This is a genomic window from Microbacterium sp. che218 (assembly GCF_040436305.1).
Taxonomy (GTDB): domain Bacteria; phylum Actinomycetota; class Actinomycetes; order Actinomycetales; family Microbacteriaceae; genus Microbacterium; species Microbacterium algihabitans.
This window is the reverse complement of sequence record NZ_AP031501.1, coordinates 2,581,372-2,605,554: the sequence shown is the minus strand read 5'-3', so window position 1 is coordinate 2,605,554 and position 24,183 is coordinate 2,581,372. Positions and strand designations below refer to the sequence as shown.

Below are 24,183 nucleotides of genomic sequence, written 5' to 3'. Positions count from 1 at the left end.
CGCGAATCCGTGCGACGAAAGGGTGAAAGCTCAGGCGCCCCAGCCGGCTTGCGTTCCGCCGACGCGCTCGTCGGCGATGCGGGGCAGGTATCCGGATGCCGCGAACGCGGCCATCGGGTCGGCGGGAAGGCCCCGCGACTCGCGCCACTCCGCGAGGGCCGGACGCACGTCGGTGTAGAAGGCGTCCATCATCACGGCGTTCGCACCGAGCACGTCGTTCGCGTCCTGCGCCGCGGTGAGGGCGTCGCGATCGAGCAGCAGGGCGCGCGCGGTCATCTCCTGCACGTTCAGCACCGAGCGGATCTGGCCCGGGATCTTGTCCTCGATGTTGTGGCACTGGTCGAGCATGAAGGCCACGTCGGGGTTGTTCAGGCCCCCGCCGCGGACGACCTCGACGAGGATGCGGAACAGCTGGAACGGGTCGGCTGCGCCCACGATGAGGTCGTCGTCGGCGTAGAAGCGCGAGTTGAAGTCGAACGAGCCGAGCTTTCCGAGGCGCAGCAGCTGCATGACGATGAACTCGATGTTGGTGCCGGGCGCGTGGTGGCCGGTGTCGAGGCACACCATCGCCTTCTCTCCCAGCGAGGCCACCTGCGCGTACGAGGTCCCCCAGTCGGGAACATCGGTGTGGTAGAACGACGGCTCGAAGAACTTGTACTCCAGCACGAGGCGCTGGTCGTCGCCGAGGCGCGCGTAGATCTGCTGCAGCGAGTCCTGCAGGCGGTCCTGGCGGCCGCGCATGTCGTTCTGGCCGGGGTAGTTCGAGCCCTCGGCGAGCCAGATCTTCAGGTCGCGCGAGCCCGTGGCATCCATCACGTCGATGCACTCGAGGTGGTGGTCGATGGCCTTGCGCCGGATGCGCTCGTCGTGGTGGGTGAGGGCGCCGAACTTGTAGTCCTCGTCCTGGAAGGTGTTCGAGTTGACGGTGCCCAGCTTCACGCCCAGGTCTTCGGCGTGACGGCGCAGTGCCGAGTAGTCGTCGACGAGGTCCCACGGGATGTGCAGGGCGACGGTGGGGGCGAGCGCGGTCAGACGGTTGACCTCCGCGGCATCCGCGATCTTCTCGAAGGGGTCGCGCGGGGTGCCCGCGGTGGGGAAGACGCGGAAGCGGGTGCCGGAGTTTCCGAACGCCCACGAGGGCAGTTCGATGGCCTGCGCCGCGAGGGCGTCGAGGATCTGGGGGCTCAGGGTGGTCATGACAGGGTCCTTCCCGCGTCTGCGAGCTGGTCGGCGAGGTGGAAGACCTCGGTGAGCGGTGTGGCTGCCTGGTCGGGACGACCGGCGAGGCCGACGAAGTAGGGGGCCATCTCCGCCTCCCACGCGGCGGCGATGGGCGAGGCGGCGAGGTAGGCCTGGGCGGCGGCGTCGTCGTCGGTCTCGTAGTAGCCGATCAGGTGCCCCTCCTCGCCGAGGAACAGCGAGTAGTTGCGGCGACCGGCGGCGGCGATCTCGGCGAGCATCTCAGCGCGCACCGGGGTGTGGCGGGCGACGTAGTCGTCGACGAGCTCGGGCCGCACGCGCAGTTCGAAGCAGACGCGGGTGGGGTGGGCGGTCATCGGGTGCGGCTTCTCTTCCTCGAGAAATGAATCGTTTCATCGCAGCATAGAACGGCCGCGCTCGCGACGCAACACCGGGTCGCGCCGCGCCCCGTTCCCGAAGGGCCATCGGGCGCCTGCGATATCGTCGACCAGAACTCGCGGGAAAGGCACGGTCGTCGATGGCGGTCAAGATCAAAGACGTCGCAGCCCACGCCGGCGTCTCGGTGGGCACCGTCTCGAACGTGCTCAACGGCCGCGAGACGGTCTCTCCCGCCGCCGCCGAACGGGTGCGCGCGGCGATCGACGCGCTCGGCTACGTGCGCAACGACGCCGCACGGCAGCTCCGCGCCGGGCGCAGCCGCAGCATCGCCCTCATCGTGCTCGACGTCGGCAACCCGTTCTTCGCCGCCGTCGCCCGCGGCGCCGAAGCCCGCGCCGCCGAAGACGGGTACGTCGTGCTGCTCGGCTCCAGCGGAGGCGACGCCGACCACGAGCGCCTCTATCTCGACCAGTTCCGCGAGCAGCGCGTCGCCGGCGTCCTGCTCACCCCGGCCGTTCCCGAGGGCGACGTCGTGCAGCACCTCGCGAGCGCGGGCGTTCCGCTCGTGCTGGTGGACGAGCAGACCGAGTCGGATGCCGCGTGCACGGTCTCGGTCGACGACGTCGAGGGCGGCCACCTGGCCGTCGCCCACCTGCTGGCGCAGGGGCGCCGCCGCATCGCCGTGGTCGCCGGTCCCTTGACCACCCGTCAGGTGGCCGACCGCCTCGAGGGCGCGCGCCGCGCCGTCGCGGAGGTCGACGGGGCCCGCCTCGAGGTCATCGCGACCGATGCCATGACGGTGCTGGCCGGCCGCGCCGCCGGCGAAGCGCTGCGCGAGCGCCACGACCGCCCCGACGCGGTCTTCGCCGCCAACGACCTGCTCGCCGTCGGCCTGTTGCAGGCGCTGACGATGCTCGGCGGCATCCGCGTTCCCGACGACATCGCACTCGTCGGCTACGACGACATCGACTTCGCCGCGGCCACGGTCGTGCCCCTCACCTCGATCCGCCAGCCCGCAGAGGAGCTCGGCGCCACGGCCGTCGACCTGCTGCTGCGCCAGCTCGACGGTGAGCTCGACCCGGCCGAGCGGCAGGTGCGCTTCCGCCCCGAGCTCGTGGTGCGGGCCTCGAGCGGCTGACGCGTCCGAGCCGTCGGGCCCGACTCCTCCCGCGACGGGCCGGAGGATTTTGGGGGAGCGGAGGGTCCCGCGCGGCCCGCGCATCCTCCGCCGCCCGAATCGCCTCCGCCCGCGTCGCGCCCGCTGCGGAGGGCTCCACCGACTGCCCGGCTTTCTCAGGGGTGTCGTGACAGACCCTCCCTGCGCGCACGGCCGGAGCGTACCGTCGACCCAGACACGACTCCGCCGGGGCGCATGCGTTCCCGGTTTCGACAGGATGCCGCGGCGGCGGCGCGAGAGGAATGACGCGATGCACACACGGACGTTGGGGCAGGGGCTCGAGGTGTCGGCGGTCGGGCTCGGCTGCATGGGGATGTCGCAGTCGTACGGCCCGAACCCGGGCGACCGCGAAGACATGATCGCCGTGCTGCGCTCGGCCCTCGATGCGGGAGTCACCTTCTTCGACAGCGCGGAGGTCTACGGCCCGTACGACAACGAGGAGCTGGTCGGAGAGGCGCTCGAGCCCCTCCGCGACCAGGTCGTCATCGCGACCAAGTTCGGGTGGGACATCCGCGACGGCGCGATGGCCGGACTCGACAGTCGACCCGAGCAGATCCGTCGCGTCGCCGACGCGTCGCTCCAGCGGCTGCGGACCGACGTGATCGACCTCTTCTACCAGCACCGCGTCGACCCCGACGTGCCGATCGAAGACGTCGCGGGAACGGTGGGCGAGCTCGTCGCCGAAGGCAAGGTGCGCCACTTCGGCCTCTCCGAGGCGTCGGCGGCCACCATCCGCGCCGCCCACGCGACCTTCCCCGTGACGGCGCTCCAGAGCGAGTACTCGCTGTGGACCCGCGATCCCGAGGCGGAGGTCCTGCCCACCCTCGCGGAGCTCGGTATCGGGTTCGTACCCTTCAGCCCCCTCGGCAAGGGGTTCCTCACCGGTACCGTCGACAGCTCGACCAGCTTCGACGAGGGAGACATCCGCACGCGCGTCCCCCGCTTCGAGGCCGACAACCTCGCCGCGAACCAGGCGCTCGTCGCGCACGTGCGCGAGCTCGCCGGGCGGAAGGACTGCACGCCGGGGCAGATCGCACTCGCGTGGCTGCTCGCCCAGGGGCCGCACATCGTCCCCATCCCCGGCACCCGGCGCACGGAGCGGATCGTCGAGAACGCGGGGTCGACCGAGGTGGCCCTCTCCGCCGATGAGAAGGCCGACCTCGATGGTCTCGCCCGCCGCATCGGTGTGCACGGCGACCGTTACAACGCGCAGCACATGGGCTTCGTCGACCGGTGACGAGCACGTGCAGAGGCCCCGACCGTCTCGATGGCGGGCGGGGCCTCTGCCGGCGATCGATCAGAAGTCGAAGTCGCCGATGTTCTCCTTGGTGAAGACGAACGGGTCGCCGAGCAGCACGGTGGCGTCCGCCCCGACCTCGAAGGTGCCGAGCTTGCCGGCCTCGAACGAGTCGCCTTCCTTGCCGGTGATGGTGCCGTCGATGAGCGCCTTGGTGGCGTAGGCGCTCAGGTAGCCGAGGTCGGCCGGGTTCCACAGCGCGAATGAGGTGATCGTGCCGTCCTGCACGTACTCGCGCAGCTGGTTCGGCGTGCCGAGGCCCGTGAGGGCGACCTTGCCCTTGAACTCCGAGGTCGACAGGTAGCGACCGGCGGCGGCGATGCCGACGGTGGTCGGCGACACGATGCCCTTGAGGTTCGGGTAGGTCTGCAGCAGCGCCGCGGTGCGGTCGAACGACGTCTGGTCGTCGTCATCGCCGTACACGACGTCGACGAGTTCGATGTTCGGGTGGTTCGCGGCGAGGTCGCTCTTCATGAGCTCGATCCAGGCGTTCTGGTTCGTGGCGTTGGCCGCGGCGGAGAGGATCGCGACCTGACCGGAGTCGCCGATCTGCTCCGAGATCAGGTCGACCTGCGCCTTGGCGATGCCCTCGGCGGTGGCCTGGTTGATGAAGAGGTCGCGGCACTCGGCGTCGGTGTCGGAGTCGAAGGTGACGACCTTGACGCCGGCGCTGCGCGCCTCGTCGAGCGCGTCGCAGATGGCCGACGGGTCGTTGGCCGAGATCACCAGGCCGCCCACGCCCTGCTGGGCCGCGGTCTGGATGTACTGCACCTGCGACGTCGGGGTCGCCTCGCTCGGGCCGACCTGCTCGAAGGTGCCGCCGAACTCGGTGATGGCCTCTTCGCCGCCCTTGTTCGAGGTCTCGAAGTAGGGGTTGCCCAGGTTCTTGGGCAGGAAGGTGATGGCGAGGTTGCCGCCGTCGCCGCCGCCGTCACCGCCGGCGTCTCCTCCGGCGCTGCCACCGGAGCAGCCGGTGGCGACGAGCGTGACCGCCAGGGCCAGGGCGGCGGCTGCGGTGCCGACGCGGGTCTTGCGTGTGAATGCGAACATCGTTGTTTCCTTTCAGGGGACAGATGGTGGTGCGAGTGGGGTGCGGGTCAGTCGGTCGACGTCGGCGCGGCGGGGCGCGCGCCCCTCCTGCGGCCGATCGCGGCGGCCCGTCGGGCCTGCAGCGCGGCGAGGAGGCTGGCGGACACCACCGAGAGCACGAGCAGCAGTCCGGTGATGACGTTGATGATGTCGCTCGTCACTCCGGCGAGGCGGAGCGCGCTGCCGAGGGTCCCGATGAGCAGGACTCCGGCGATGACGCCGTGCAGGGCGCCGCGGCCACCGAAGATCGACACCCCGCCCAGCAGCACGGCGGCGATCACCTGCAGTTCCATGCCCATCGCGTTCTCACCGCGGGCGTTGCTGTAGAGCAGCGTGAAGTAGACGCCGGCGAAGCCCGACACCGCTCCGCTCATCACGAACAGCACGAACTTGGTGCGGCCGACGTCGATGCCCGAGAACTGCGCAGCCTCCTTGTTCAGACCGATCGCGTACAGCGAGCGACCGAAGGGCGTGAGGTGCAGCAGCACCGCGAAGACGATCGCCAGCACGGCGAACGGGATCATGATGAGCGGCAGCGGGGTGCCGGGGATGTTGGCCTTGGCCAGGTCGGTCCACGTCTCGGGGAACTCCGTGACGGCCTCGGTGCCGAGCAGCCCCACCGCGATGCCGCGGAACAGTGCGAGCGTGCCGATGGTGACGGCGAGCGAGGGCAGGCCGACGACGGTGACGAGGAATCCGTTGACGGCCCCCGCGACGACGCCGACGACGATCGCCGCGAGGCCCGCGAGTTCGAACAGCCACCCCGCCTGGGTGAGAACGCCGACGGTGACGCTCGACAGGCCGACGATGCTCGCGACCGAGAGGTCGATCTCCTCGGTGATGATGATGAGAGTCATCGGCAGCGCGATCAGCAGGATCGGTGCGATGTCGCGCAGCAGATAGGTGACCGTGAGGGGGCTGTCGAAGTTGCGGACGGTCGCCAGCGACACGACGATCACGAGCAGCAGGATGCCGATGATGGCGGCCTCGCGCGTGAGCACGGCACGGCGCCAGAACGGTCGGGCGTGCGCGCGGTAAGTCCGGGCGCGTTCGTCGACAGTGGTGGAGGTCATCGACCCGTCTCCCTCTCTGCGGTGAGCTTGCGCGACTGGCGGACGGCCAGCACGCGGTCGAGCACGATGGCGCCGAGGATCAGCGCGCCGACCACCGCCCGCTGCCAGAAGTCGTCGATGCCGAGGATCGGCAGGGCGCGGTTGATGGTCAGCAGCAGGTAGGCGCCGATGGCCGCGCCCCAGACCGTGCCCACGCCGCCCGAGATGGCGACGCCGCCGATGACGGCCGCGCCGATCGCCTGCAGTTCCCAGCCGAAACCGGCGTTCGAGGCGACGGTGCCATAGCGCGCGGCGTAGAGCACACCGGCCAGGCCCGCCAGAGCCCCGCTGGTGACGAAGGCTCCGATGATGCGGCGGTTGACCTTGAGGCCGTAGAGGTGGGCGGCGGCCGGGTCGGACCCGATCGCGTACAGCTCGCGTCCGCTGCGGAGGTTGCGCAGATACCAGGCGGCGGCGATGAGCACCACGACGGCGAGGATCGTCAGCAGCGGGATGCCGAGCACCTGGCCCGTGCCGAGGTCGCGGAAGCTGCCGGGCAGGTCGGAGGCGTTGACGCGGTTGCTGCCGGCCCACGCGACGTTGATCCCGCGGTAGATGTACATGGTGCCCAGCGTGATGACGAGGGCGGGCACCTTGGCGTAGGCGACGAGGGCACCGTTGACGAAGCCCAGGATGCCGCCGACCACGATGCCGGCGATGAAGACGACGACGAGGGGAAGACCCGGCACGTCGATGAACAGCCGGCCGGTCAGGTAGGCCGTCAGCCCGACAACCGAACCGACCGAGAGGTCGACGTTGCGCGTGATGATGACGATCGCCTGGCCGACGGCGACCAGCAGCAGCAGCGACGGGGTGAGCAGCAGGTCGCGGAAGCCGTCGGACGAGAACAGGAACGTCGGGTTGTTGAGCGTCGCGACGACGATGATCAGCACCAGAGCGAGCACGATGCCGCTCTCGCGCGCCGTGGCGACGTGCGAGACGAGCTTCGCGGCGGGGCTGGTGCCCGGGCGGACAGGGGTGGCGGTGCTCATCGGAGGCCCTCCGCTTCAGGGGTGGACGGGGTGGGCAGCTGACGCGACGCGATCACAGGGAGGCTCCCGCTTCGGCGGTCGCGGCGTACATGATGGCCTCGGGAGTGGCATCCGTTCGCGCGAATTCACCGGTGAGGCGTCCTTCGCGCATGACGAGCACCCGGTCGGCCATGCCGAGCACCTCGGGCAGCTCGCTCGAGATCATGAGGATCGCGAGGCCCTGCTGGGCGAGTTCGGAGAGAAGGCGGTGCACCTCGGACTTGGTCCCCACGTCGATCCCGCGGGTGGGCTCGTCGACGATCAGCACCTTGGGTTCGGTGGCGAGCCACTTGCCGATGACGACCTTCTGCTGATTGCCGCCGCTGAGGGTGCCGGTCGTGGCGTCGAGCGCTGCGGTCTTGACCTCGAGGCGACTCGCCCATTCGCGGGCGGCGCGGTTCTCGTCGGCCGAGCGCAGCAGGCCCCAGCGCGACAGCTTGGCCCGGATGGCGAGGGTGATGTTGCGCGAGACGCCCTCGTCGAGCACGAGTCCCTGCTTGCGTCGGTCCTCCGGCACCAGAGCGAGGCCGCGCGCGGTGGCGCGACGCACGTCGCCCTTCGGCAGCACGGCCCCGTTCAGCCGGACGGTACCCGTTTCGTACGAGTCGACGCCGAAGATCGCTCGGGCGACCTCGCTGCGCCCCGCCCCCACGAGGCCGGCGAGCCCGACGATCTCCCCCGCGCGGAGCGAGAACGACACGTCGCGGAACGCGCCCTTGCGCGTGAGCCCGTCGACTTCGAGCACCACGTCTCCGGGAGTGGAGGGGAGCTTGGGGAAGAGCTCGGTGACGTCGCGGCCGACCATCTGGCGCACGAGGTCGTCGACGGTCGTGTCCGCCAGCGGCGTGGTGTGGACGTACGCACCGTCGCGCATGACGGTGACGGTGTCGCACAGGGCGAAGACCTCGTCGAAGCGGTGCGAGATGAACAACAGCGCGCGGCCTTCGTCGCGCAGGCTGCGCGCCACCGCGAACAGCCGCTCGACCTCGACGCCGCTGAGGGCCGCGGTCGGCTCGTCCATGATCAGCACGCGCGCGTCGAGCGAGATGGCCTTGGCGATCTCGATGATCTGCTGGTCGGCGATCGACAGTCCCTCGGTGACCCGATCGGGGTCGAGCGCGACGCCGAGACGCTGGAAGATCTGCGTCGCCTCCTCGCGCATGGCCGCACGGTCGATGCGTCCGAGGCGGCCGGTGGGCTGGCGCCCCATGAAGATGTTCTCGGTCACCGACAGGTCGGGGAAGAGCGTGGGCTCCTGGTAGATGACGGCGATGCCCGCGGCCTTGGACTGCGCCGTGCTGGCGAAGTCGACGCTCTCGCCGTCGAGGAGGAAGTCGCCGTCGTCGCGGCGGTACAGGCCCGCGATGATCTTGACGAGCGTGGACTTGCCCGCGCCGTTCTCGCCGATCAGGGCGTGGATCGAACCGCGATCGAGCACGAGGCTCCCCGACCGGAGGGCAACCACCGGGCCGAACGACTTCATCACGCGCCGGAGTTCGAGGGCGTGATCGGGCGTAGCGGGTGTCGCGGCCATCGCGTCGGCCATGCTGCCTCCTCGTTGAGGGTGGAGCCGGTTGCCCGGCGCAATCTGAATCGTTTCAGATCGGATGCCAGTCACTGTAGGGTGAGCCCGACGACGCGGTCAAGTCAGGATCGTGTCGAGACCGGATCGTGACGGGAGGAGCCGCTGTGACGGTGAGCATCCGCGACGTCGCGACCCTCGCCGGAGTCTCGGTGGGCACGGTGTCGAACGTGCTGAACAGACCGGATGCCGTGTCCGCGGCATCCGTGGAGCGTGTGAACTCCGCGATCGAAACCCTCGGATACGTGCGCAACGACGCCGCCCGACAGTTACGCGCCGGCATCAGCACGACGGTCGGCTTCGTCGCCCTCGACGGACGCAATCCCTTCTTCGCCGACGTCGTCGCCGGAGCCGAGAACGAGGCCACCAGCCGGGGACTCGCCCTCCTGCACGGCAACAGCGACGAGGACGCCGCGCGCGAGTCGCTGTACATCGACCTGTTCGAGCAGCAGATGGTGCGCGGCCTGCTGATCGCCCCGTTCGGCGACGTCACCGCGAGATTGCGGCGCCTCCGAGCCCGCGGCATCCCCTCGGTGCTGATCGACAGGTTCTCGGGCGACGGGTCGGTCTCATCGGTGTCGGTCGACAGTGTCGCCGGCGGACGTCTCGCCGCCGAGCACCTGCTCGAGCGCGGGCGCCGGCGCATCGCCTTCGTCGGCGGAGGGTTCGACATCCGACAGGTGACCGACCGCCTCGCCGGTGCGCGCAGCGCCGTCGACAACAGCGAGCACGCGGCCACGCTCGAAGTGGTCCCCACCCACGCGATGACGGTGGAGGAGGGCGTGTCGGCAGGGCGGCGACTGCTCGCTCGAGAGCGTCGCGACCGTCCCGACGCGGTGTTCGCCGCGAACGACCTCCTCGCCCTCGGCCTGCTGCAGAGCCTGGTCGTCGACGGTCGCATGCTCGTGCCGCACGAGATCGCGGTCGTGGGTTTCGACGACATCTCGTTCGCCGCAGCGGCCGCCGTGCCCCTGACGTCCGTCCGTCAGCCGAGCGCCCTCATCGGCGGTACCGCCATGCGGATCCTGCTCGACGAGGCCCTCGACCCCGACCGCCCGACGCGTCAGACGGTCTTCTCTCCGCAGCTCATCGCGCGGGCGTCGACGAGCGTGGAGACGCTGTGATCCGGCTCGTTTCCTGAATCGATTCAGAAACGTTCTCCGCCCGACGAGCTCTCGGTGGGCACCGCATCACGGCACCCACCGGCGGGCGTCAGTGGGCCGGCATCCCTTCGACGCCGTCGACCTGCTTCGCAGTCCGCACGAACGCCGCGAGCACGATCACCGCGAGTGACAGGCAGGCCGCGACGAAGAAGGCTGTGTGGATGCCAGTGGCCGTGGCATCCACCATCGACGCACCCTCGTTCGCCACCGCTCCCGCGGCACCGACCGTCATCAACGTCACGAACACCGCGGTGCCGATGGCCCCCGCGAGCTGCTGCACGGTCGACACGATGGCGGATCCGTGCGGATACAGCGCCGGCGGCAACGAGCCGAGGGCGGAGGTCATGAGCGGCGTGAACATGAACGCCAGACCCAGGCTCAGCACGCAGTGCACGGCGATGACGAACCCGATCGGCGTGGTCGTCGACAGCGTGGCGAAGCCCCAGAGGGCGACGCTGGCGACGACGGCGCCCGGGAGCACCAGCGGGCGCGCGCCGAAGCGGTCGAAGAGGTTGCCGACGAGGGGCGCCATGAGACCCATCAGCAGCCCACCCGGCAGCAGCATGAGCCCGGTGGGCAGGGTGCCGAGACCGAGCACGTTCTGCAGGTAGAGCGGCAGGAGGATGAGCACGCCGAAGAGCGTCGTCATCGCCACGACCACGAGGATCACCGCGATGGTGAAGCTCGAGTGCCGGAACACCCCGAGGTTCAGCAGCACGCGATCGGTCGAGCCGAGGCGCAGCTGCCGCACGACGAAGGCGGCCAGGGCCACGGCTCCGACGACGAGCGGGATCCAGACGGGCACGAGCGCGTGGCCGCCGGCGGCCTCGCCGATGCTCGAGAGCCCGAAGATCAGGCCACCGAAGGCGAGGGCCGACAGCACGACCGACACGACGTCGAGGGTCACCCGACGCGTCTCGGTGAGGTTCTGCACCCAGCGCGCGCCGAGGGCGATCGCGATCAGGGCGATCGGGATCATCACGATGAACATCGCGCGCCACGGGAAGACCGACAGGATCAGGCCCGACACGGTCGGACCGACGGCGGGCGCCACCGAGATGACGATCGAGATGAGCCCCATCATGCGTCCGCGGCGGTTCGCCGGGACGACGTTGAGCACGGTGGTGAACAGCAGCGGGATCATGATCGCGGTGCCCGAGGCCTGCACGATGCGCCCGAGCAGCAGCACCCCGAAGCCCGGGGCGACCGCGGCGATGAGCGTGCCGAGAGTAAACAGCCCCATGGCGGCGAAGAACAGTGCGCGCAGGGGGAAGCGCTGGATGAGGAAGCCCGTGGTGGGGATGACCACGGCCATCGTCAGCAGGAACGCGGTGGTGAGCCACTGGGCGGTGGCGGCGGCGATGTCGAGCTCGCGCATGAGCTCGGGCAGGGCGACGCCCATGATCGTCTCGTTGAGGATGACGACGAAGGCGGCGACGACGAGCAGGGCGATGACCGCCCCGGGGCGCGCCGCGGGGCGCGACGACGGGGCGGCGGTGGGGAGTGTTCCGGTGGAGACCATGGGCGACCAATCTAAGCAGACGGGGCCATATTGGCAGTCACTGCCAACACGACAACGACTACTGTATCCGATATGACCGTCCCGGATGCACCCGTCGAGGCACTTCGCGACCGACGACGCCGAGAGACATCGATCGAGATCTGCGCCGCGGCCCTCGACCTCTTCGAAGCCAAGGGCGTGCACGGCACCACGGTCGACGAGATCGCCGCGCGCGCCGGGGTCTCGCCGCGCACCTTCTTCCGCCTCGCGGGCACGAAGGAAGACGCGGTGTTCATCGACGACGGGCGCTTCGCCGACGCCCTGGCGGGAGTCGCCGACGTCGGCGACGACATCCGCGCGCTCCTCTCGGCGCTCCGCGAGGTGTTCGCCCGCGAGCTGGAGCTGCTCGACGCCGACGCGCAGGCGCGCGAGCGCTACCTGCGGGTCCGCCGACTCATCGCCCACGAGCCGTCGCTCCTCGGCGCCGCGGTGCGTCGCGAGGTCACCTCGGCCGACCGCTTCGTTCCCGAGCTCGCCGAGCGGATCGGGCTCGTCGAGCTCGAGGTGCGCACGGCGCTGGGCATCGCGGGTCTCGAGATGCGCACCACCCTCGACGAGTGGGCGCGCCTGCACGACCAGGGGCAGACGCGAACCCTCGTCGACCTGCACCGCGACGTGCAGAGCAGGCTCACCCGCGCCGCCGGGGCCTAGAGCTCAGGTCTCGGATCAAGCCTCGAGGGCACGGGCCGCGTCTTCCACGGCGGCAGCAACGACAGCCGCAGCCTCGTGCGGGGCGACCTTGACGACGCACTGATGCCCCAGCGACCGTTCCCACTCCGTGGGTGTCGGGAGCTCGACGAAGCTGACGCTCGACGCACTGCTCGCCGGCCCCCACCGCTGGAACAGGGCAATCGCCTCCGCGTCGATCTTCGAAGCGCCGGCCAGCGCCCAGAGGTCGTAAAGATCCCGTGCGGCGCCGCGATCGCACCAGGCCGACAGTTTCGCCGCCGCAAAAGACGGCGCGGTCAGAACGCGCAGACGAGCGGGCGGCGCATCACTGTAGCGCTGTCGAATCGCCCGTTCTTCGGTCGGCCACGACGGATACCCGATCGCGGACAGCAACTGCACCTGCACGCGAACATCTCCTACGCTCATGACCGCGGCGTGGGGATGTCGGGAGTCCCGCAGAGCCGGGGTGAATGCGACCGCACCGAACAGGCGACCGAGCCGACGGGAGAGAGCCCGCTCGAGCCGCGCGGCCACCTCCCGCCGGTCCCCCATCGCGATGAGGTCGATGTCTTCCGAGAGGCGGGTTTCCGGCAGGTGCGTTCGCGACAGCGCGGTACCCCCGAAGAAGATCACGTGCTCCAGGCCGACGTCCGCAATGGCAGCGAGCGCGTGAGAAATGACGTGGTCGCGAGCGACCTGATCGGCATCGACACCGAAGACCGCTTGTACCGCCAGCCGCTCCGCTTCGTCCAGGATGCCCGGGGTCGGCTCCATCCCCGCGGGCGCCGAGCGCCTCTCAGCCATGCATGTGCCGCAAGCGTTCCAGGGTGGCACGTGCGGCCGTCGTCGGCCGCACAGCACGCGCCAACACGTCTGCGTAGTCCTCGACTTCCACCACGACCATGAGGTTCTCTAATGCCTGACCGATCTCCTTCGCGAGCCCGTCGACGGGCCTGCGCGAGACGAGATCGAACAAGGTCTGCGCTTTCGTCGTCACCAGCCCTTGCCCCAGGCTCATGCGCTCGAGAACGAGATCGAGCAGATCGAGAGGACGCGGAACGAGTTGGACCGCTCCCCCCTGATCCAGCTCGACGACAGCGCGCTTCCCCCGGTCCACGGCGACCGTCGCCACGCCGATCGCTCGAGGCAGGACGCCCCAGTGGCGTGCCGCGCTGACACCCATGAGAGCCGCGGATCGTTCACCGGCGCGGGCCGTGGCGATGGCGAGCGCGGTCGACTCGAGCGACGGCCGCCAGAGACGCCCGTCTTCACCGTCGGGCGGCGCCGTGTAGATGCCGTGTCCCAGGCGCAGCAATGCGCCACGATCGGTGAGACTTTCGACCGCCCGCCACATGTTCTGCACGAACGGGGGAACGTCCTTCAACCGGGCCGTTCGCAGCGGGGAGGCGGCGACGGACCGGACGATGTCCACATCTGAGCCCATGAGCACCCCCAACACCCTCAACTATACGCCTGACGTATATTTGAGGGGCCCTGAGCTCAGGTCTCGCGCGTGATCGTGACCTTCACCTTGAGGTTGCTCTTGCCGGGACCGGCGTACACGCCGCGCAGCGGCGGCACGTCGTTGTAATCGCGGCCGCGGCCGACGAGCACGTGGCGGTCGCCGATCTCGATGTTGTTCGTGGGGTCGAAGCCCTGCCAGTCGCCCGCGAACCACTCCACCCACGCGTGCGACTCGCCCGTGACGGCTTCGCCCACCTCGGCGGAGGGCTTCGGGTGCAGGTAGCCCGAGACGTAGCGCGCCGGGATGCCGACCTCGCGCAGAGCGCCGATCGCGATGTGCGCGATGTCCTGGCATACGCCCTTGCGGGCCTCCCACGCGTCGATGGCCGTGGAGGTCACGCCCGTGACGCCCTGCATGTAGTCGATCGCGTCACCGATCGCCTCGGCGATCGCGTGGGCCGCGGGACCCGGGCGATCGTGCTGCGCCGCGATCGAGCGGGCGAGCTCGGCCACCTCGGGGTGGGGCGCCGTGCGCCGCGTCTGCGTCAACTGCTCGACGGTCGAGATCGACCGCCCCGCCTCGGCGGCCAGCTGTTCCCAGGTGATGTCGGCGTGCTCGATCGGTCGCGGGCGCACCTCGATGAGCGAGCGCGCCGTGATCGTCAGCGACGAGTGCGGCGACAGCACGTCGAACGCCGCGACGCGCGTGCCGAAGTAGTCGACGTACTGGTTGACCGAGGTCGAGGGCTCGATGTCGAGCGACGAGCTCAGCACGAACTGACTGTCGGTCGAGTGCGGCAGCATGCGCGCCTCGTTGTAGGACGCGACGACGTCGCCGGGATAGACGAACCCGGTCTGGTGCTCGATGCGCAGGCGTTTCACGAGATCTCTCCGATCCACGACGGTTCAGCCTGCGTCGGGAAGAAGCGCGAACGGATCGCCTCCGACGCCTCGCGCGTGACCGTCTGCACGCGCTGCATGTGCTCGGGGAGCTCGGCGAGGATGTCGCTGATCGGGCGGTACTCCAGATCGTTGCGGATCTGCCCGAGGGCGCGCAGCACCGTGTTGGAGTGACCGACGCGGTCGGCGCGCGGGTCGATCGCGCTCATGCAGTCTTCGGCCCGCTGGATCGAGTAGATGATCGAGCGCGGGAAGAGGCGGTCGAGCAGCAGGAACTCGGCGGCGTTACGAGCGCTCGGCATGCCGCGGTAGGTGCGGAGGTACGCCTCGTACGCCCCGCACGAGCGGAGGATCGTGGTCCACGACGGCCCCGACACCTCGGTCAGCGAGCGTGTCGCGAGCAGGCGCGCTGTCATGTCGGTGCGCTCGATGCTGCGACCGAGCGTGAAGAACTGCCAGGCCTCGTCGCGGTTGGTCGAGGAGTCGACGATGCCGATCGCGAGCGCCGCGCGCTCACGGGTCCACTGGAAGAACTCGTGCACCTTGTCGGTCTGCAGGCGTCGCGGCATCCGCGCGTTCGTGGTGTTGAGGATCTCCCACAGCTCCGTCGAGACGATCTCGCGCGCGCGGCGGGCGTTCTCACGCGCGGCGGTGAGCGAGTACGCGATGCTCGAGGGGTTCATGCGGTCGACGGCGAGACGGGCGAGCACGTCGTCGCGGCGCACGGCCTCGACGTTCTCGGGCAGGGCCGAGCCCATCACGCTCAGAAGCGACCGGCACGCGGTGTCCTCATCGATCCACGGGTCCTCCAGCAAAAGCTGCAGGTGCACGTCGAGAATGCGGGCGGTGCCGTCGCTGCGCTCGATGTAGCGCCCGATCCAGAACAGCGATTCTGCGATGCGGCTCAGCATGAGCACCCCTCTCGGTCCCTGAGCCTGTCGAAGGGCCCTGAGATTGTCGAAGGGTCGGCGATACGGCTCAGCATCCCGGCCCCTCCTCGCTCTGCTCGCGCGCCTGCTGCTGCTGCTCGGCCTGCGGACCGTGCTGCACGCCGGCATCCGCCTGCTGCTGCTGCTCCTGCTGGTCGCGGTCGGGGTGCAGGTCGCGCGGTGCCGTGGCGGGCGCCGGCTGACCGTCGTAGATGATCGGGATCGCCTCGGTGACCGCGGCCTGATCGGCGACGAGTCCCGAGACGCCGTTGCCCTGACCGTACTCGACGTGCGAGGGGGCCGAGCCGCCGACGATCCACGTGTCCTTCGAGCCGCCACCCTGGCTGGAGTTGACCACGAGCTGACCCTCCGGAAGCGCCACGCGGGTCAGACCGCCCGGCAGCACCCAGATGTCGTCGCCGTCGTTGACCGCGAAGGGACGCAGGTCGGCGTGACGCGGGCGCATCCCGTCTTCGACGAGCGTCGGGATGGTCGAGAGCATGACCACGGGCTGGGCGATCCAGCCGCGGGGGTCGGCCTTCAGTCGCTTGCGCAGGGCGTCGAGCTCGGCGGGCGAGGCGTCGGGACCCACGACGAGCCCCTTGCCGCCCGAGCCGTCGACCGGCTTCACGACGAGTTCGGGCAGGCGGTCGAGCACCTCTTCGAGGGCGCCCGGATCTTCGAGCCGCCAGGTGTCGACGTTCTTCAGGATCGGCTCCTCGGCGAGGTAGTACCGGATCAGGTCGGGCACGTACGTGTACAGCAGCTTGTCGTCGGCGACGCCGTTGCCCACCGCGTTGGCGATGGTGACGTTGCCCAGGCGCGCGGCGAGCATGAGGCCGGGAGCCCCGAGCATCGAGTCGGCGCGGAACTGCAGCGGGTCGAGGAAGTCGTCGTCGACGCGGCGGTAGATCACGTCGACGCGCTGCGGGCCGCGGGTGGTGCGCATGAACACCTTGCCGCCGACGCTGAGCAGGTCGCGCCCCTCGACGAGCTCGACTCCCATCAGGCGCGCGAGCAGCGTGTGCTCGAAGTACGCGGAGTTGTACACACCCGGCGTGAGCACGACGATGTTCGGGTCGTCGATCCCGGGCGGGGCCGAGGCGCGCAGGGCGGCGAGCAACTTGTTGGGGTAGTCGCCGACGGGGCGCACGCGCATCGAGACGAACAGCTCGGGCAGCGTCTGCGCCATGACGCGGCGGTTCGAGATGACGTACGAGACGCCCGAGGGCACGCGCACGTTGTCTTCGAGCACGCGCATCTCGCCGTGCTCGTCGCGGATGAGGTCGATGCCCGACACCTGGATGCGCACGCCGTTGGCGCTGCGGATGCCGGCGGCCTGGCGGTAGAAGTACTGCGACGACGAGATCAGGCCCGCGGGCAGGATGCCGTCGCGCACGCAGTGCTGATTGCCGTAGGCGTCGTCGAGGAAGGCCTCGAGCGCGCGCACGCGCTGCTTGACGCCGGCCTCGATGCGCGACCACTCGTCGTACGCGATGACCCGGGGCACGGCATCGAGCGGGAAGGGTCTCTCCTCGCCCGCGAAGTCGAAGGTCACGCCCTGCGCGAGGTACGAGCTCGCGAGCGATTCGGTGCGCCCGCGCAGTTCTTCCTGCGTCATCTGTGCGAGCGCTTGGTACAGCTCCCGGTATGCCTCGCGCGAGGGGGCGGCTTCTCCGGGACTCGCCGGAACGCCGAACATCTCGTCGAACGCCGGGATGCCGGATGCGGTCTTGCGCGGCGCCAGCGTGGAGCCGTAACCGTCGAACAGGTCACCCATGCGTCGACCTTACCCAGCGACGTGTTGCGGACACGTTTCCCACCCGCGCTCTTGCGCGCCCGTCGCGCGAGCGGAGCCGGGAACTCGCGCCCCCGGGCTCCGTCGTGCGGACGCCGCGGCCGACACGCCGGGGCCGGCCGCCCGACCCCCGGCGTGTCGCCGCTGAACTCCGCACGACGGCGCCGCCCGCCACCACGCGGCCGGACGACCACACGGCGGCGGCGCGCGCCCGCCGGGGCGGCACCCGTCAGGTGCCGGGGCGCAGCACGACCTTGATGCAGCCGTCTTCCTTCTTCTGGAACGTCTCGTACAGGCCGGGCGCGTCTTCGAGCGGGGCGTGGTGCGTGACCAGGTCCATGACTCCGAGCGGATCGGCGGGGTCTTCGACGAGGGGCAGCAGGTCGTCGATCCAGCGCTTGACGTTGCACTGGCCCATGCGTAGGTTCAGCTGCTTGTCGAACATCGTCTTCATCGGCAGCACGTCGGCTTCACCCGCGTAGACGCCGCTCAGCGAGACGGTGCCGCCGCGGCGCACGAGGTCGATCGAGGCGTAGACGGCGGCGAGACGGTCGAGTCCGGCCTTGTCCATGAGCTTCTGCGCGATCGGGTCGGGCAGCAGGCCCACGGCGCTCTGCGCCAGCTTGATCCCGCCGTTTCCGTGCGCCTCCATGCCGACGGCGTCGACCACGGCATCCGCCCCACGACCCTCGGTGAGGTCGAGGAGCTCGTCGACCACCGTGTCGGTGAGGTCGTACGTGAGCACGCCGTGTCTCTCGGCCATGGCGCGACGCTCGGCTTCGGGCTCGATCGCGAGCACGCGGTAGCCGAGGTGCACGCCGATGCGCGCCGCGAACTGGCCGACCGGGCCGAGGCCCATGACCGCGAGCGTCCCACCCTCGGGCACGTTGGCGTACTGCACGCCCTGCCAGGCGGTGGGCACGATGTCGCTCAGGAAGAGGTAGCGGTCGTCGGGCAGGTCGTCGCCGACACGGATGTGGTTGTAGTCGGCGAGCGGCACGCGCAGGTACTCGGCCTGGCCGCCCGGCACCTGGCCGTAGAGCTTGGTGTAGCCGAACAGGGCGGCGCCGCTGCCGTACTCGCGCACCTGCGTCGTCTCGCACTGCGACTGCAGGCCGCGGCGGCACATCAAGCAGTGCCCGCACGAGATGTTGAAGGGGACGACGATGCGGTCGCCGACCGCGAGATTCGTCACGGCCGAACCGATCTCGACGACGACGCCCATCGGCTCGTGGCCGAGCACGTCGCCCTTGTCGATGAAGGGTCCGAACAGTTCGTAGAGGTGCAGGTCGGAGCCGCAGATCGCCGTCGAGGTGATCTTCACGATCGCGTCGGTCGGTTCGAGGATCTGCGGGTCGGGGACCTCCTCGACGCTCACGTTGCGCTTGCCCTGCCAGGTCAGTGCCTTCATGGTCGTGCCTTTCGTTCCGGGGGGACAGCCAGTCTGCGCGTGCAGCGCCGACGGGCGTGAGGTGGTTGACGAGCCCGGCGCGCAGCCCTATGCGCCCTCCGCGGCGAGCGGGGGCGCGTCGATCCACGCGTGCACGCGGCGCAGGAACGCGGCGTATCCGGCGGGCGTGCGTCCGGTGAAGCGCCCCGAGGTCTCGACCTCGTGCTCGTCGCTCGCCCGCACCCGCGCGCCGATCGCCCGCGCGGCGTCGACGAGGGCGACGTCTTCGTGCAGGGCGAGATCGCGGATGCCGCCGACCTCGAGGTACGTGCGGGCCCGGATGCCGAGGTTCGCGCCGTGGACGTTCCCCGCCGGGCGACCGCGCGGGTGGGTGGCACGCCAGTACGCCGCGTGACGATCGCTGAGGTCGGCGAAGTCGGGGCGCACCGTGCCCAGCACGACGTCGATACCGGCGTCCATGAGGTCGAGCTGGTGGGTGAGCCACTCGCGGGGCACCGTGGAGTCGGCATCCGTCATCGCGATCCACGTGCGTTCGGGATCCGCGTCGAGCGCGGCGAGACCGTGGGCCACCCCGACGCGGCGAGCGGTGCCGACCACTTGCGAAGAGATCTCGACCGCCTCGACCGGCCACCGGCGCACCTGCATCGCGGTGGTGTCGGTGCACGCGTCGAGCACGACGACGATCCGCGCGTCGAGATCGGGCTCGCGATCACGGGCATGGGCGACGGCACGGGTGACCGTCGCGAGGCACCGCCCGATCAGCGCCTCCTCATCGTGCGCGGGGATCGCGACCACCACGGCCCTCACGGCACGAGTCCCGCCTCGACGGCCACCGACCGGGCCCCGGAGCGGCCGTAGACCTCGAGCACGAAGTCGTCTTCCTCGTGTCGCACGAGGCGCGCGAGGGTCGGCACCGCGGCGAGCGCGGCGTGCACGCTGTCGCCGGAGCGCGGGTACTCGGCGACCGGATGCCGCCAGTGGCAGGCGACGAGATGCCCGTCCGCGGTGAGCGCGGCCGCCGCCGCGTGGAGCCCGGCCGCGAGGTCGGCGTCGTTCCAGTAGTAGGCCACCTCCGACAGGACGACGAGGTCGAACGCCCCGTCGGGCCAGTCGGCGGGGAGCGAGGCGACGCGCAGCTCGACGTTCGCCCGCCCCTCGAGTCGGCGCGCTGCCCGCTCCAGGGCCGCCGGCGACAGGTCGACGGCGAGCACCCGGTCACCGCGGTCGGCGAGCTCCCCCGTCAGCGCACCGGTCGAGCACCCCGCCTCGAACACCGCGCGGTACCGCCGCCGGGGCAGGGCCGCGAGCAGCACCGCCCGCTTGCGCTGCTCGTACCAGCGCGAGTCGAAGCCCCAGGGGTCGTCGTGGCGGGCGTACATGCCGTCGAAGTACTCGGGGCCGACGCTCGCGGCAGCGGGTTCCGGCGCGAAGAAGACTTCCTCGTCGCGGGTGAAGTGGGCGTGCATGCGCGCGTGGATCATCGGTTCGTCGCCGGGAGCGGCCGACAGCGCCGACAGCTGGCTCTCGTGCGCGCGCAGGGCGCGGGCCTTGGCATCCCGAGCCGCGGCGTCGAGGGCGAGCCGCTCCGCGCGGCCCCAGGGCGCGTCGTCGGGACTCCCCCAGTGCCACAGCCAGATCGGGAAGGCGCGCGAACGCACACCCCGCTGCGCGGAGACCTCTTCGACGACCTCGCCCACGACCCGGTGGTCGCGGTGGCCGTCTCCGCGCCAGGGCGACAGCACCAGCACGCGGTCGTCGCCGGCGCGGTCGAGCTCGTCGTGCAGCGCCGTGGCGATGCCGTCGCGGTGCGCGTCGGTGCCCCCGTCGGGCAGGCCGAGGAACCGCGGCGCGCCCGCGACCCCCACCGCCTTGACCGCCACCGCGACCTCGCGTCGGCGCAGGAGGCCGAGGGTGGCGGGGCTGTGGGTCGGCGAGTCGGGGTGCGAGCCCTCCCCGTCGGTCACGATCACGATCTCGACGCGGATGCCGCGGGCCGTCGCACTCGCGAGCAGACCGGCGGCTCCGAGGCTCTCGTCGTCGGGGTGCGCGGCCACGACGATCACCCGGTCGACGTCGAGGTCGAGCGTCGCCAAGTCGCGGGCGGCGAGCGCGGTCGCCCAGACCGACTCATCGGTGCCCGGGTCGCGGTGGTCGAAGCTCACCATGCGCCGTCTCCCGCCGCGACGTCGGCGCCGATGCGGGCGAGGTCGCGCTCCGCGTGATGCTGCCGCACGTACACCTGCAGGTCGGCCACGCGCCGGGCGTGAGACTCGTCGGCGGTGAGCGGCAGCGGCCCCAGGGCGTGCGCGGAGCTCGCGATCACCGTCTCGACCGCGTCGGCCACGACGGTGCGCGCGCGGGCTGCGCGCAGTCCCTGCGCCGCCGTGTCGCCCGTAGCGAAGAGGCCTGCCGTCTCGACGAGGGCGGCTCGTGCCGCCCACAGCGCGACGTCGGCGCGACCGAGGTGCACAGCGGCCACCTGATCCGCCTTCTGGGAGCGCGCGGCGTCGCGCAGCGCCGTGCGCAGCGGAACCGCCCCGCCCCACCAGCACGCGGCGACGCCGACGCCGCCGTGCGCGAAGCCGGGGCGCCGCAGGTACCACCCGGGGTCGCCGACGGGCAGCGCGACGGCGCCGTCGACGTCGATTGGCGCGCTGACGACCTGTGCGAGCCCGCGCGCATGCCAGGGCCCGGGCCGCGCGGTGACCCGGGGGTCGCGCAGGTCGAGGGCGAAGAGCTGTCGGCGGTCGTCGTCGACCCAGGCCGTGACGAGGGCGTGCGAGAGGTGGGCGGCCAGCGAACACCACGGCTTCGTACCGTGCAGCCTCCAGGTGCCGCCGTTGTTCCGGGCCTCGAGGCGCATGCCCGCGCCTTCCGCGGCGAAGACCCCCCACGTGGCATCCGGGTCCACGGCGATCTCGAGACCGGCGGATGCCGCTTCGTCGAGGATCGACAGCGCGTCGAGGTGCGGCTCGAGCACGCGGGCGGCGGCCACATCGCGCGCCGCGACCGAGGCGAGCAGCTCCCACCGGGCCGCGAGCGTCGACGGCAGGCGGACTCCGCCCGCCCAGGCGAGGGTCGCCGCGATGTCGCGACCGAGGGAGTCCGTGGCATCCGCCGCGCGCAGCACCTCTCGGACGCCGTCGAGCGCGGCGTCGTCGAGAGAGTCGGACGAGAAGAGAAGGGGGAACGGGAGGGGGGAACCGTCGGTCACCTTACGAGCATCGGCGGCACCATGGCCCGGCACCTAGATGCTTGACACGTGCCGCGTTCGTCCGGTGTGTTCGCGCGCCGGCCGCGGTGCCGTGAGACGGCGCGGGCGCTGAGACGGCATCTTGCCGACGAAACGGTGTCTAATGGCAGCCGACTCGTCAGCGGGATGCCGTCTCAGCGCCCCACCGCGCCCGAGCCGCCCCTCACGCCGGCACCGACGGCCCGAGCACCGCGAGCAGCCGCAGTTTCTCGGCGCTCTCGGTGCCCGGGGCCGCGGTGTAGACGAGAAGCGAATGCGCCGTCTCGGGGTCGACGAGGGTCTGGCAGTGCACCTCGATCGTGCCGACGCTCGGGTGCACGAAACGCTTGGTCTCGACGGGGCGCAGGCCCACCTCGTGCCGGTCCCAGAGGTCGCGGAACTCGGCACTGCGCTCGCGCAGGTCGTCGGCGAGGTCGGCCGCGTGCGACTGCGGCCCGCGTCGCCCGACGAGCTCGCGGAGCCCCGCGGCGAACAGCCGGCTCAGAAACGCATGATCGCGCGGGTCGTACAGGGCACGCGACGCCGGGTCGGCGAACCACCGGTAGCCGAGGCTGCGGTGCGCACCGCGGCGCAGCGTGGCGTCGCCGGTCAGCGCCACGCCCAGGCGCGACTGTCGCAGCGTCTCGCCGAGCTCGGTCACGACCTCGGCCGGGGTGTCGTCGAGCCGGTCGAGCACGCGCAGCAGCCCGGGGCTGATGTGCTCGCCCCCGGTGCCGCGATCGGCGGGCACGTGCCCCGCGAGGCGGAACAGGTGGTCGCGTTCGGCGCGCGAGAGGTGCAGGCCCTGGGCGATGGAGGCCAGCATCTGCTCCGACGGCTGTGGTCCGCGCTCACGCTCGAGCCGGGCGTAGTAGTCGACCGACATGTGGCTGAGCGCGGCCGCCTCCTCGCGGCGCAGGCCCCGGGTGCGCCGACGCGCTCCGCGCGGCAGCCCGACGTCTTCGGGCTGCAGCGCCTCGCGGCGGGTGCGCAGGAAATGCGCCAGTGCGACTCGATCGATCACGGTGTCCCCCTCGGCCTCCTGTCTACCCGCCGCCCCCGTGCGGTGCCAGGACGCGCCGATCCCCCTTTGAGCGGATGCCGCGACTCGGGCAGCCTCGGATCGCCAGGCCCTGTCTCGGCGGCGTCGATCGCGCGACGCTGGGGACATACCGACGAAGGAGACCGACATGGCCCGCAGCGACATCGACATCACCCTCCCCGACCTCACCGGCCGTCGCGTCGTGCTCACCGGCGGAAGCGACGGGATGGGCGTGGTGATGGCGGGGCGCCTCGTCGACGCCGGCGCCGAGCTCGTGCTGCCCGTGCGCAATCGCGCCAAGGGCGAGCGCGTCGCCGCGCGGCTTCGCGAGAAGACCCCCTCCGCGCGGGTCGCGGTGCACGATCTCGACCTGTCGTCACTGGCATCCGTCTCCGCCTTCGGTGAGGCCCTGCGAGCCGACGGCGCGCCCGTGCACCTGCTGATCAACAACGCCGGGGTGATGACCCCGCCCTCGCGCCAGGTCACGGCCGACGGGCACGAGCTGCAGTTCGGCACGAACCACCTCGGTCACGTCGCTCTCGTCGGGCACCTCTGGCCGCTGCTGAGGGCCGGGAACGCGCGCGTCGTGTCGCAGGTGAGCGTCGCGGCGCGCACGGGTCGCCTCGCCCTCGACGACCTCGACAGCGAGCGCTCGTACGACGGCGCGCGCGCCTACGGCCGCTCGAAGATCGCGCTCGGATTGTTCGCCCGTGCCCTCGACGAGCGGTCGAGGCGCGAGGGCTGGGGCGTGCGCAGCGTGGTGTCGCACCCCGGCGTCGCCCCGACCAACCTGCTCGCCGCCCGCCCCGAGCTCGGACGCGACGAAGACACCATCGGGGTGCGCGTGGTGCGCTGGTTCTCGGCGCGCCGCCTGCTTCTCGGCACGGTCGAGTCCGCCGCGCTCCCCGCCCTGGCCGCGGCGACGACCGCCGCACCGCGCAGCGATGTGCTCTACGGCCCGACCGGCTTCGGCAACCTGGGCGGCGCGCCTGGGACCCACCCCCTGTACCGGCCGCTGCGCGATCTCGCCGAGGCCGATCGCGTCTGGGACGCCTCCCTCCCCCTCGCGGGCGTCGCCGACGCTTGGGGCTGACGATTCCGGTTGGCTGTGAATCCCGCGCGCCCGGAGCCGTCGCTCCCAGCGCTCC

General features: G+C 71.1%; 22 protein-coding genes. 5 read left to right on the top strand and 17 right to left on the bottom strand.

Features of this window, described 5'->3' with window-relative positions:
• Positions 1 to 30: 30 nt before the first annotated feature.
• Complete coding sequence (gene rhaI, locus ABXS86_RS12315) at positions 31 to 1,197, bottom strand: L-rhamnose isomerase (protein WP_353664648.1); 1,167 nt, start codon at positions 1,195 to 1,197, stop codon at positions 31 to 33.
• Positions 1,194 to 1,556, bottom strand: coding sequence for an L-rhamnose mutarotase (locus ABXS86_RS12310; RefSeq protein WP_353664647.1), 363 nt, complete (start codon positions 1,554 to 1,556; stop codon positions 1,194 to 1,196). Before ABXS86_RS12310 ends, rhaI begins: the two co-directional genes overlap by 4 nt.
• A 161-nt stretch (positions 1,557 to 1,717) precedes the next feature.
• Between ABXS86_RS12310 and ABXS86_RS12305 the strand changes: the two genes are divergently transcribed.
• Both ABXS86_RS12305 and ABXS86_RS12300 read left to right on the top strand, forming a co-directional pair.
• Entirely contained in the window at positions 1,718 to 2,716 is a 999-nt protein-coding gene (locus tag ABXS86_RS12305) for a LacI family DNA-binding transcriptional regulator (protein ID WP_307206786.1), read from the top strand.
• 289 nt (positions 2,717 to 3,005) lie between these two features.
• Complete coding sequence (locus ABXS86_RS12300; protein WP_353664646.1) at positions 3,006 to 3,992, top strand: aldo/keto reductase; 987 nt, start codon at positions 3,006 to 3,008, stop codon at positions 3,990 to 3,992.
• 60 nt (positions 3,993 to 4,052) lie between these two features.
• Here the strand turns inward: ABXS86_RS12300 and rhaS are convergent, their stop codons facing one another.
• From rhaS to ABXS86_RS12280, 4 genes are read right to left on the bottom strand one after another with little or no spacing between them, the layout of a single operon-like run.
• Positions 4,053 to 5,102: a rhamnose ABC transporter substrate-binding protein gene (rhaS, locus tag ABXS86_RS12295; protein ID WP_353664645.1), complete on the bottom strand. Its 1,050-nt coding sequence runs from the start codon at positions 5,100 to 5,102 to the stop codon at positions 4,053 to 4,055.
• 47 nt (positions 5,103 to 5,149) lie between these two features.
• On the bottom strand, positions 5,150 to 6,214 hold the full coding sequence (locus ABXS86_RS12290; protein ID WP_353664644.1) for an ABC transporter permease: 1,065 nt from the start codon (positions 6,212 to 6,214) through the stop codon (positions 5,150 to 5,152).
• Positions 6,211 to 7,245: an ABC transporter permease gene (locus ABXS86_RS12285; protein ID WP_251507736.1), complete on the bottom strand. Its 1,035-nt coding sequence runs from the start codon at positions 7,243 to 7,245 to the stop codon at positions 6,211 to 6,213. Before ABXS86_RS12285 ends, ABXS86_RS12290 begins: the two co-directional genes overlap by 4 nt.
• A gap of 52 nt (positions 7,246 to 7,297) precedes the next feature.
• On the bottom strand, positions 7,298 to 8,830 hold the full coding sequence (locus tag ABXS86_RS12280; RefSeq protein WP_353664643.1) for a sugar ABC transporter ATP-binding protein: 1,533 nt from the start codon (positions 8,828 to 8,830) through the stop codon (positions 7,298 to 7,300).
• A gap of 143 nt (positions 8,831 to 8,973) precedes the next feature.
• Between ABXS86_RS12280 and ABXS86_RS12275 the strand changes: the two genes are divergently transcribed.
• The gene (locus ABXS86_RS12275) at positions 8,974 to 9,990 is read left to right on the top strand and encodes a LacI family DNA-binding transcriptional regulator (RefSeq protein ID WP_307206796.1); all 1,017 of its coding nucleotides are present in this window, start codon (positions 8,974 to 8,976) and stop codon (positions 9,988 to 9,990) included.
• Positions 9,991 to 10,078: 88 nt separating this feature from the next.
• Here ABXS86_RS12275 and ABXS86_RS12270 read toward each other — a convergent pair whose 3' ends face one another.
• Complete coding sequence (locus tag ABXS86_RS12270; RefSeq protein ID WP_353664642.1) at positions 10,079 to 11,551, bottom strand: MDR family MFS transporter; 1,473 nt, start codon at positions 11,549 to 11,551, stop codon at positions 10,079 to 10,081.
• Positions 11,552 to 11,623: 72 nt separating this feature from the next.
• On the opposite strand from ABXS86_RS12270, the gene ABXS86_RS12265 reads away from it, so the two are divergent.
• The gene (locus ABXS86_RS12265; RefSeq protein ID WP_307206800.1) at positions 11,624 to 12,241 is read left to right on the top strand and encodes a TetR/AcrR family transcriptional regulator; all 618 of its coding nucleotides are present in this window, start codon (positions 11,624 to 11,626) and stop codon (positions 12,239 to 12,241) included.
• Between the two features lie 15 nt (positions 12,242 to 12,256).
• Here ABXS86_RS12265 and ABXS86_RS12260 read toward each other — a convergent pair whose 3' ends face one another.
• The 10 genes from ABXS86_RS12260 to ABXS86_RS12215 all read right to left on the bottom strand — a co-directional run bounded on the left by ABXS86_RS12260 (position 12,257) and on the right by ABXS86_RS12215 (position 23,017).
• Positions 12,257 to 13,063 (bottom strand): nucleotidyl transferase AbiEii/AbiGii toxin family protein, encoded by an 807-nt coding sequence (locus tag ABXS86_RS12260; RefSeq protein WP_353664641.1) that lies wholly within the window; start codon positions 13,061 to 13,063, stop codon positions 12,257 to 12,259.
• Positions 13,056 to 13,709: a hypothetical protein gene (locus tag ABXS86_RS12255; protein ID WP_353664640.1), complete on the bottom strand. Its 654-nt coding sequence runs from the start codon at positions 13,707 to 13,709 to the stop codon at positions 13,056 to 13,058. Before ABXS86_RS12255 ends, ABXS86_RS12260 begins: the two co-directional genes overlap by 8 nt.
• Before the next feature lie 50 nt (positions 13,710 to 13,759).
• Entirely contained in the window at positions 13,760 to 14,605 is an 846-nt protein-coding gene (locus tag ABXS86_RS12250; RefSeq protein ID WP_353664639.1) for a transglutaminase family protein, read from the bottom strand.
• On the bottom strand, positions 14,602 to 15,534 hold the full coding sequence (locus tag ABXS86_RS12245) for an alpha-E domain-containing protein (RefSeq protein WP_144834506.1): 933 nt from the start codon (positions 15,532 to 15,534) through the stop codon (positions 14,602 to 14,604). Before ABXS86_RS12245 ends, ABXS86_RS12250 begins: the two co-directional genes overlap by 4 nt.
• A gap of 67 nt (positions 15,535 to 15,601) precedes the next feature.
• Positions 15,602 to 17,332, bottom strand: coding sequence for a circularly permuted type 2 ATP-grasp protein (locus ABXS86_RS12240; RefSeq protein WP_307206809.1), 1,731 nt, complete (start codon positions 17,330 to 17,332; stop codon positions 15,602 to 15,604).
• Positions 17,333 to 17,579: 247 nt separating this feature from the next.
• Positions 17,580 to 18,761 carry a zinc-dependent alcohol dehydrogenase gene (locus ABXS86_RS12235; RefSeq protein ID WP_353664638.1) on the bottom strand — a complete coding sequence of 394 codons (1,182 nt, stop codon included), beginning with the start codon at positions 18,759 to 18,761 and terminating at the stop codon, positions 17,580 to 17,582.
• Positions 18,762 to 18,848: 87 nt separating this feature from the next.
• Positions 18,849 to 19,568, bottom strand: a complete 720-nt coding sequence (locus ABXS86_RS12230; protein WP_353664637.1) for a glycosyltransferase — start codon at positions 19,566 to 19,568, stop codon at positions 18,849 to 18,851.
• Positions 19,565 to 20,926, bottom strand: coding sequence for a bifunctional PIG-L family deacetylase/class I SAM-dependent methyltransferase (locus ABXS86_RS12225; protein ID WP_353664636.1), 1,362 nt, complete (start codon positions 20,924 to 20,926; stop codon positions 19,565 to 19,567). Before ABXS86_RS12225 ends, ABXS86_RS12230 begins: the two co-directional genes overlap by 4 nt.
• Positions 20,920 to 21,975, bottom strand: a complete 1,056-nt coding sequence (locus ABXS86_RS12220; RefSeq protein ID WP_353664635.1) for an acyl-CoA dehydrogenase — start codon at positions 21,973 to 21,975, stop codon at positions 20,920 to 20,922. Before ABXS86_RS12220 ends, ABXS86_RS12225 begins: the two co-directional genes overlap by 7 nt.
• A gap of 202 nt (positions 21,976 to 22,177) precedes the next feature.
• Positions 22,178 to 23,017, bottom strand: coding sequence for a helix-turn-helix transcriptional regulator (locus ABXS86_RS12215; protein WP_353664634.1), 840 nt, complete (start codon positions 23,015 to 23,017; stop codon positions 22,178 to 22,180).
• A gap of 166 nt (positions 23,018 to 23,183) precedes the next feature.
• On the opposite strand from ABXS86_RS12215, the gene ABXS86_RS12210 reads away from it, so the two are divergent.
• Positions 23,184 to 24,128 carry an SDR family oxidoreductase gene (locus tag ABXS86_RS12210; RefSeq protein ID WP_353664633.1) on the top strand — a complete coding sequence of 315 codons (945 nt, stop codon included), beginning with the start codon at positions 23,184 to 23,186 and terminating at the stop codon, positions 24,126 to 24,128.
• Positions 24,129 to 24,183: the final 55 nt, after the last annotated feature.

Bases quoted from the DNA above. Each gene is read 5' to 3' on its own strand.
- rhaI (WP_353664648.1), bottom strand. From the start codon at position 1,197: ATGACCACCCTGAGCCCCCAGATCCTCGACGCCCTCGCGGCGCAGGCC.
- ABXS86_RS12310 (WP_353664647.1), bottom strand. From the start codon at position 1,556: ATGACCGCCCACCCCACCCGCGTCTGCTTCGAACTGCGCGTGCGGCCC.
- ABXS86_RS12305 (WP_307206786.1), top strand. From the start codon at position 1,718: ATGGCGGTCAAGATCAAAGACGTCGCAGCCCACGCCGGCGTCTCGGTG.
- ABXS86_RS12300 (WP_353664646.1), top strand. From the start codon at position 3,006: ATGCACACACGGACGTTGGGGCAGGGGCTCGAGGTGTCGGCGGTCGGG.
- rhaS (WP_353664645.1), bottom strand. From the start codon at position 5,102: ATGTTCGCATTCACACGCAAGACCCGCGTCGGCACCGCAGCCGCCGCC.
- ABXS86_RS12290 (WP_353664644.1), bottom strand. From the start codon at position 6,214: ATGACCTCCACCACTGTCGACGAACGCGCCCGGACTTACCGCGCGCAC.
- ABXS86_RS12285 (WP_251507736.1), bottom strand. From the start codon at position 7,245: ATGAGCACCGCCACCCCTGTCCGCCCGGGCACCAGCCCCGCCGCGAAG.
- ABXS86_RS12280 (WP_353664643.1), bottom strand. From the start codon at position 8,830: ATGGCCGACGCGATGGCCGCGACACCCGCTACGCCCGATCACGCCCTC.
- ABXS86_RS12270 (WP_353664642.1), bottom strand. From the start codon at position 11,551: ATGGTCTCCACCGGAACACTCCCCACCGCCGCCCCGTCGTCGCGCCCC.
- ABXS86_RS12265 (WP_307206800.1), top strand. From the start codon at position 11,624: ATGACCGTCCCGGATGCACCCGTCGAGGCACTTCGCGACCGACGACGC.
- ABXS86_RS12260 (WP_353664641.1), bottom strand. From the start codon at position 13,063: ATGGCTGAGAGGCGCTCGGCGCCCGCGGGGATGGAGCCGACCCCGGGC.
- ABXS86_RS12245 (WP_144834506.1), bottom strand. From the start codon at position 15,534: ATGCTGAGCCGCATCGCAGAATCGCTGTTCTGGATCGGGCGCTACATC.
- ABXS86_RS12240 (WP_307206809.1), bottom strand. From the start codon at position 17,332: ATGGGTGACCTGTTCGACGGTTACGGCTCCACGCTGGCGCCGCGCAAG.
- ABXS86_RS12235 (WP_353664638.1), bottom strand. From the start codon at position 18,761: ATGAAGGCACTGACCTGGCAGGGCAAGCGCAACGTGAGCGTCGAGGAG.
- ABXS86_RS12225 (WP_353664636.1), bottom strand. From the start codon at position 20,926: ATGGTGAGCTTCGACCACCGCGACCCGGGCACCGATGAGTCGGTCTGG.
- ABXS86_RS12210 (WP_353664633.1), top strand. From the start codon at position 23,184: ATGGCCCGCAGCGACATCGACATCACCCTCCCCGACCTCACCGGCCGT.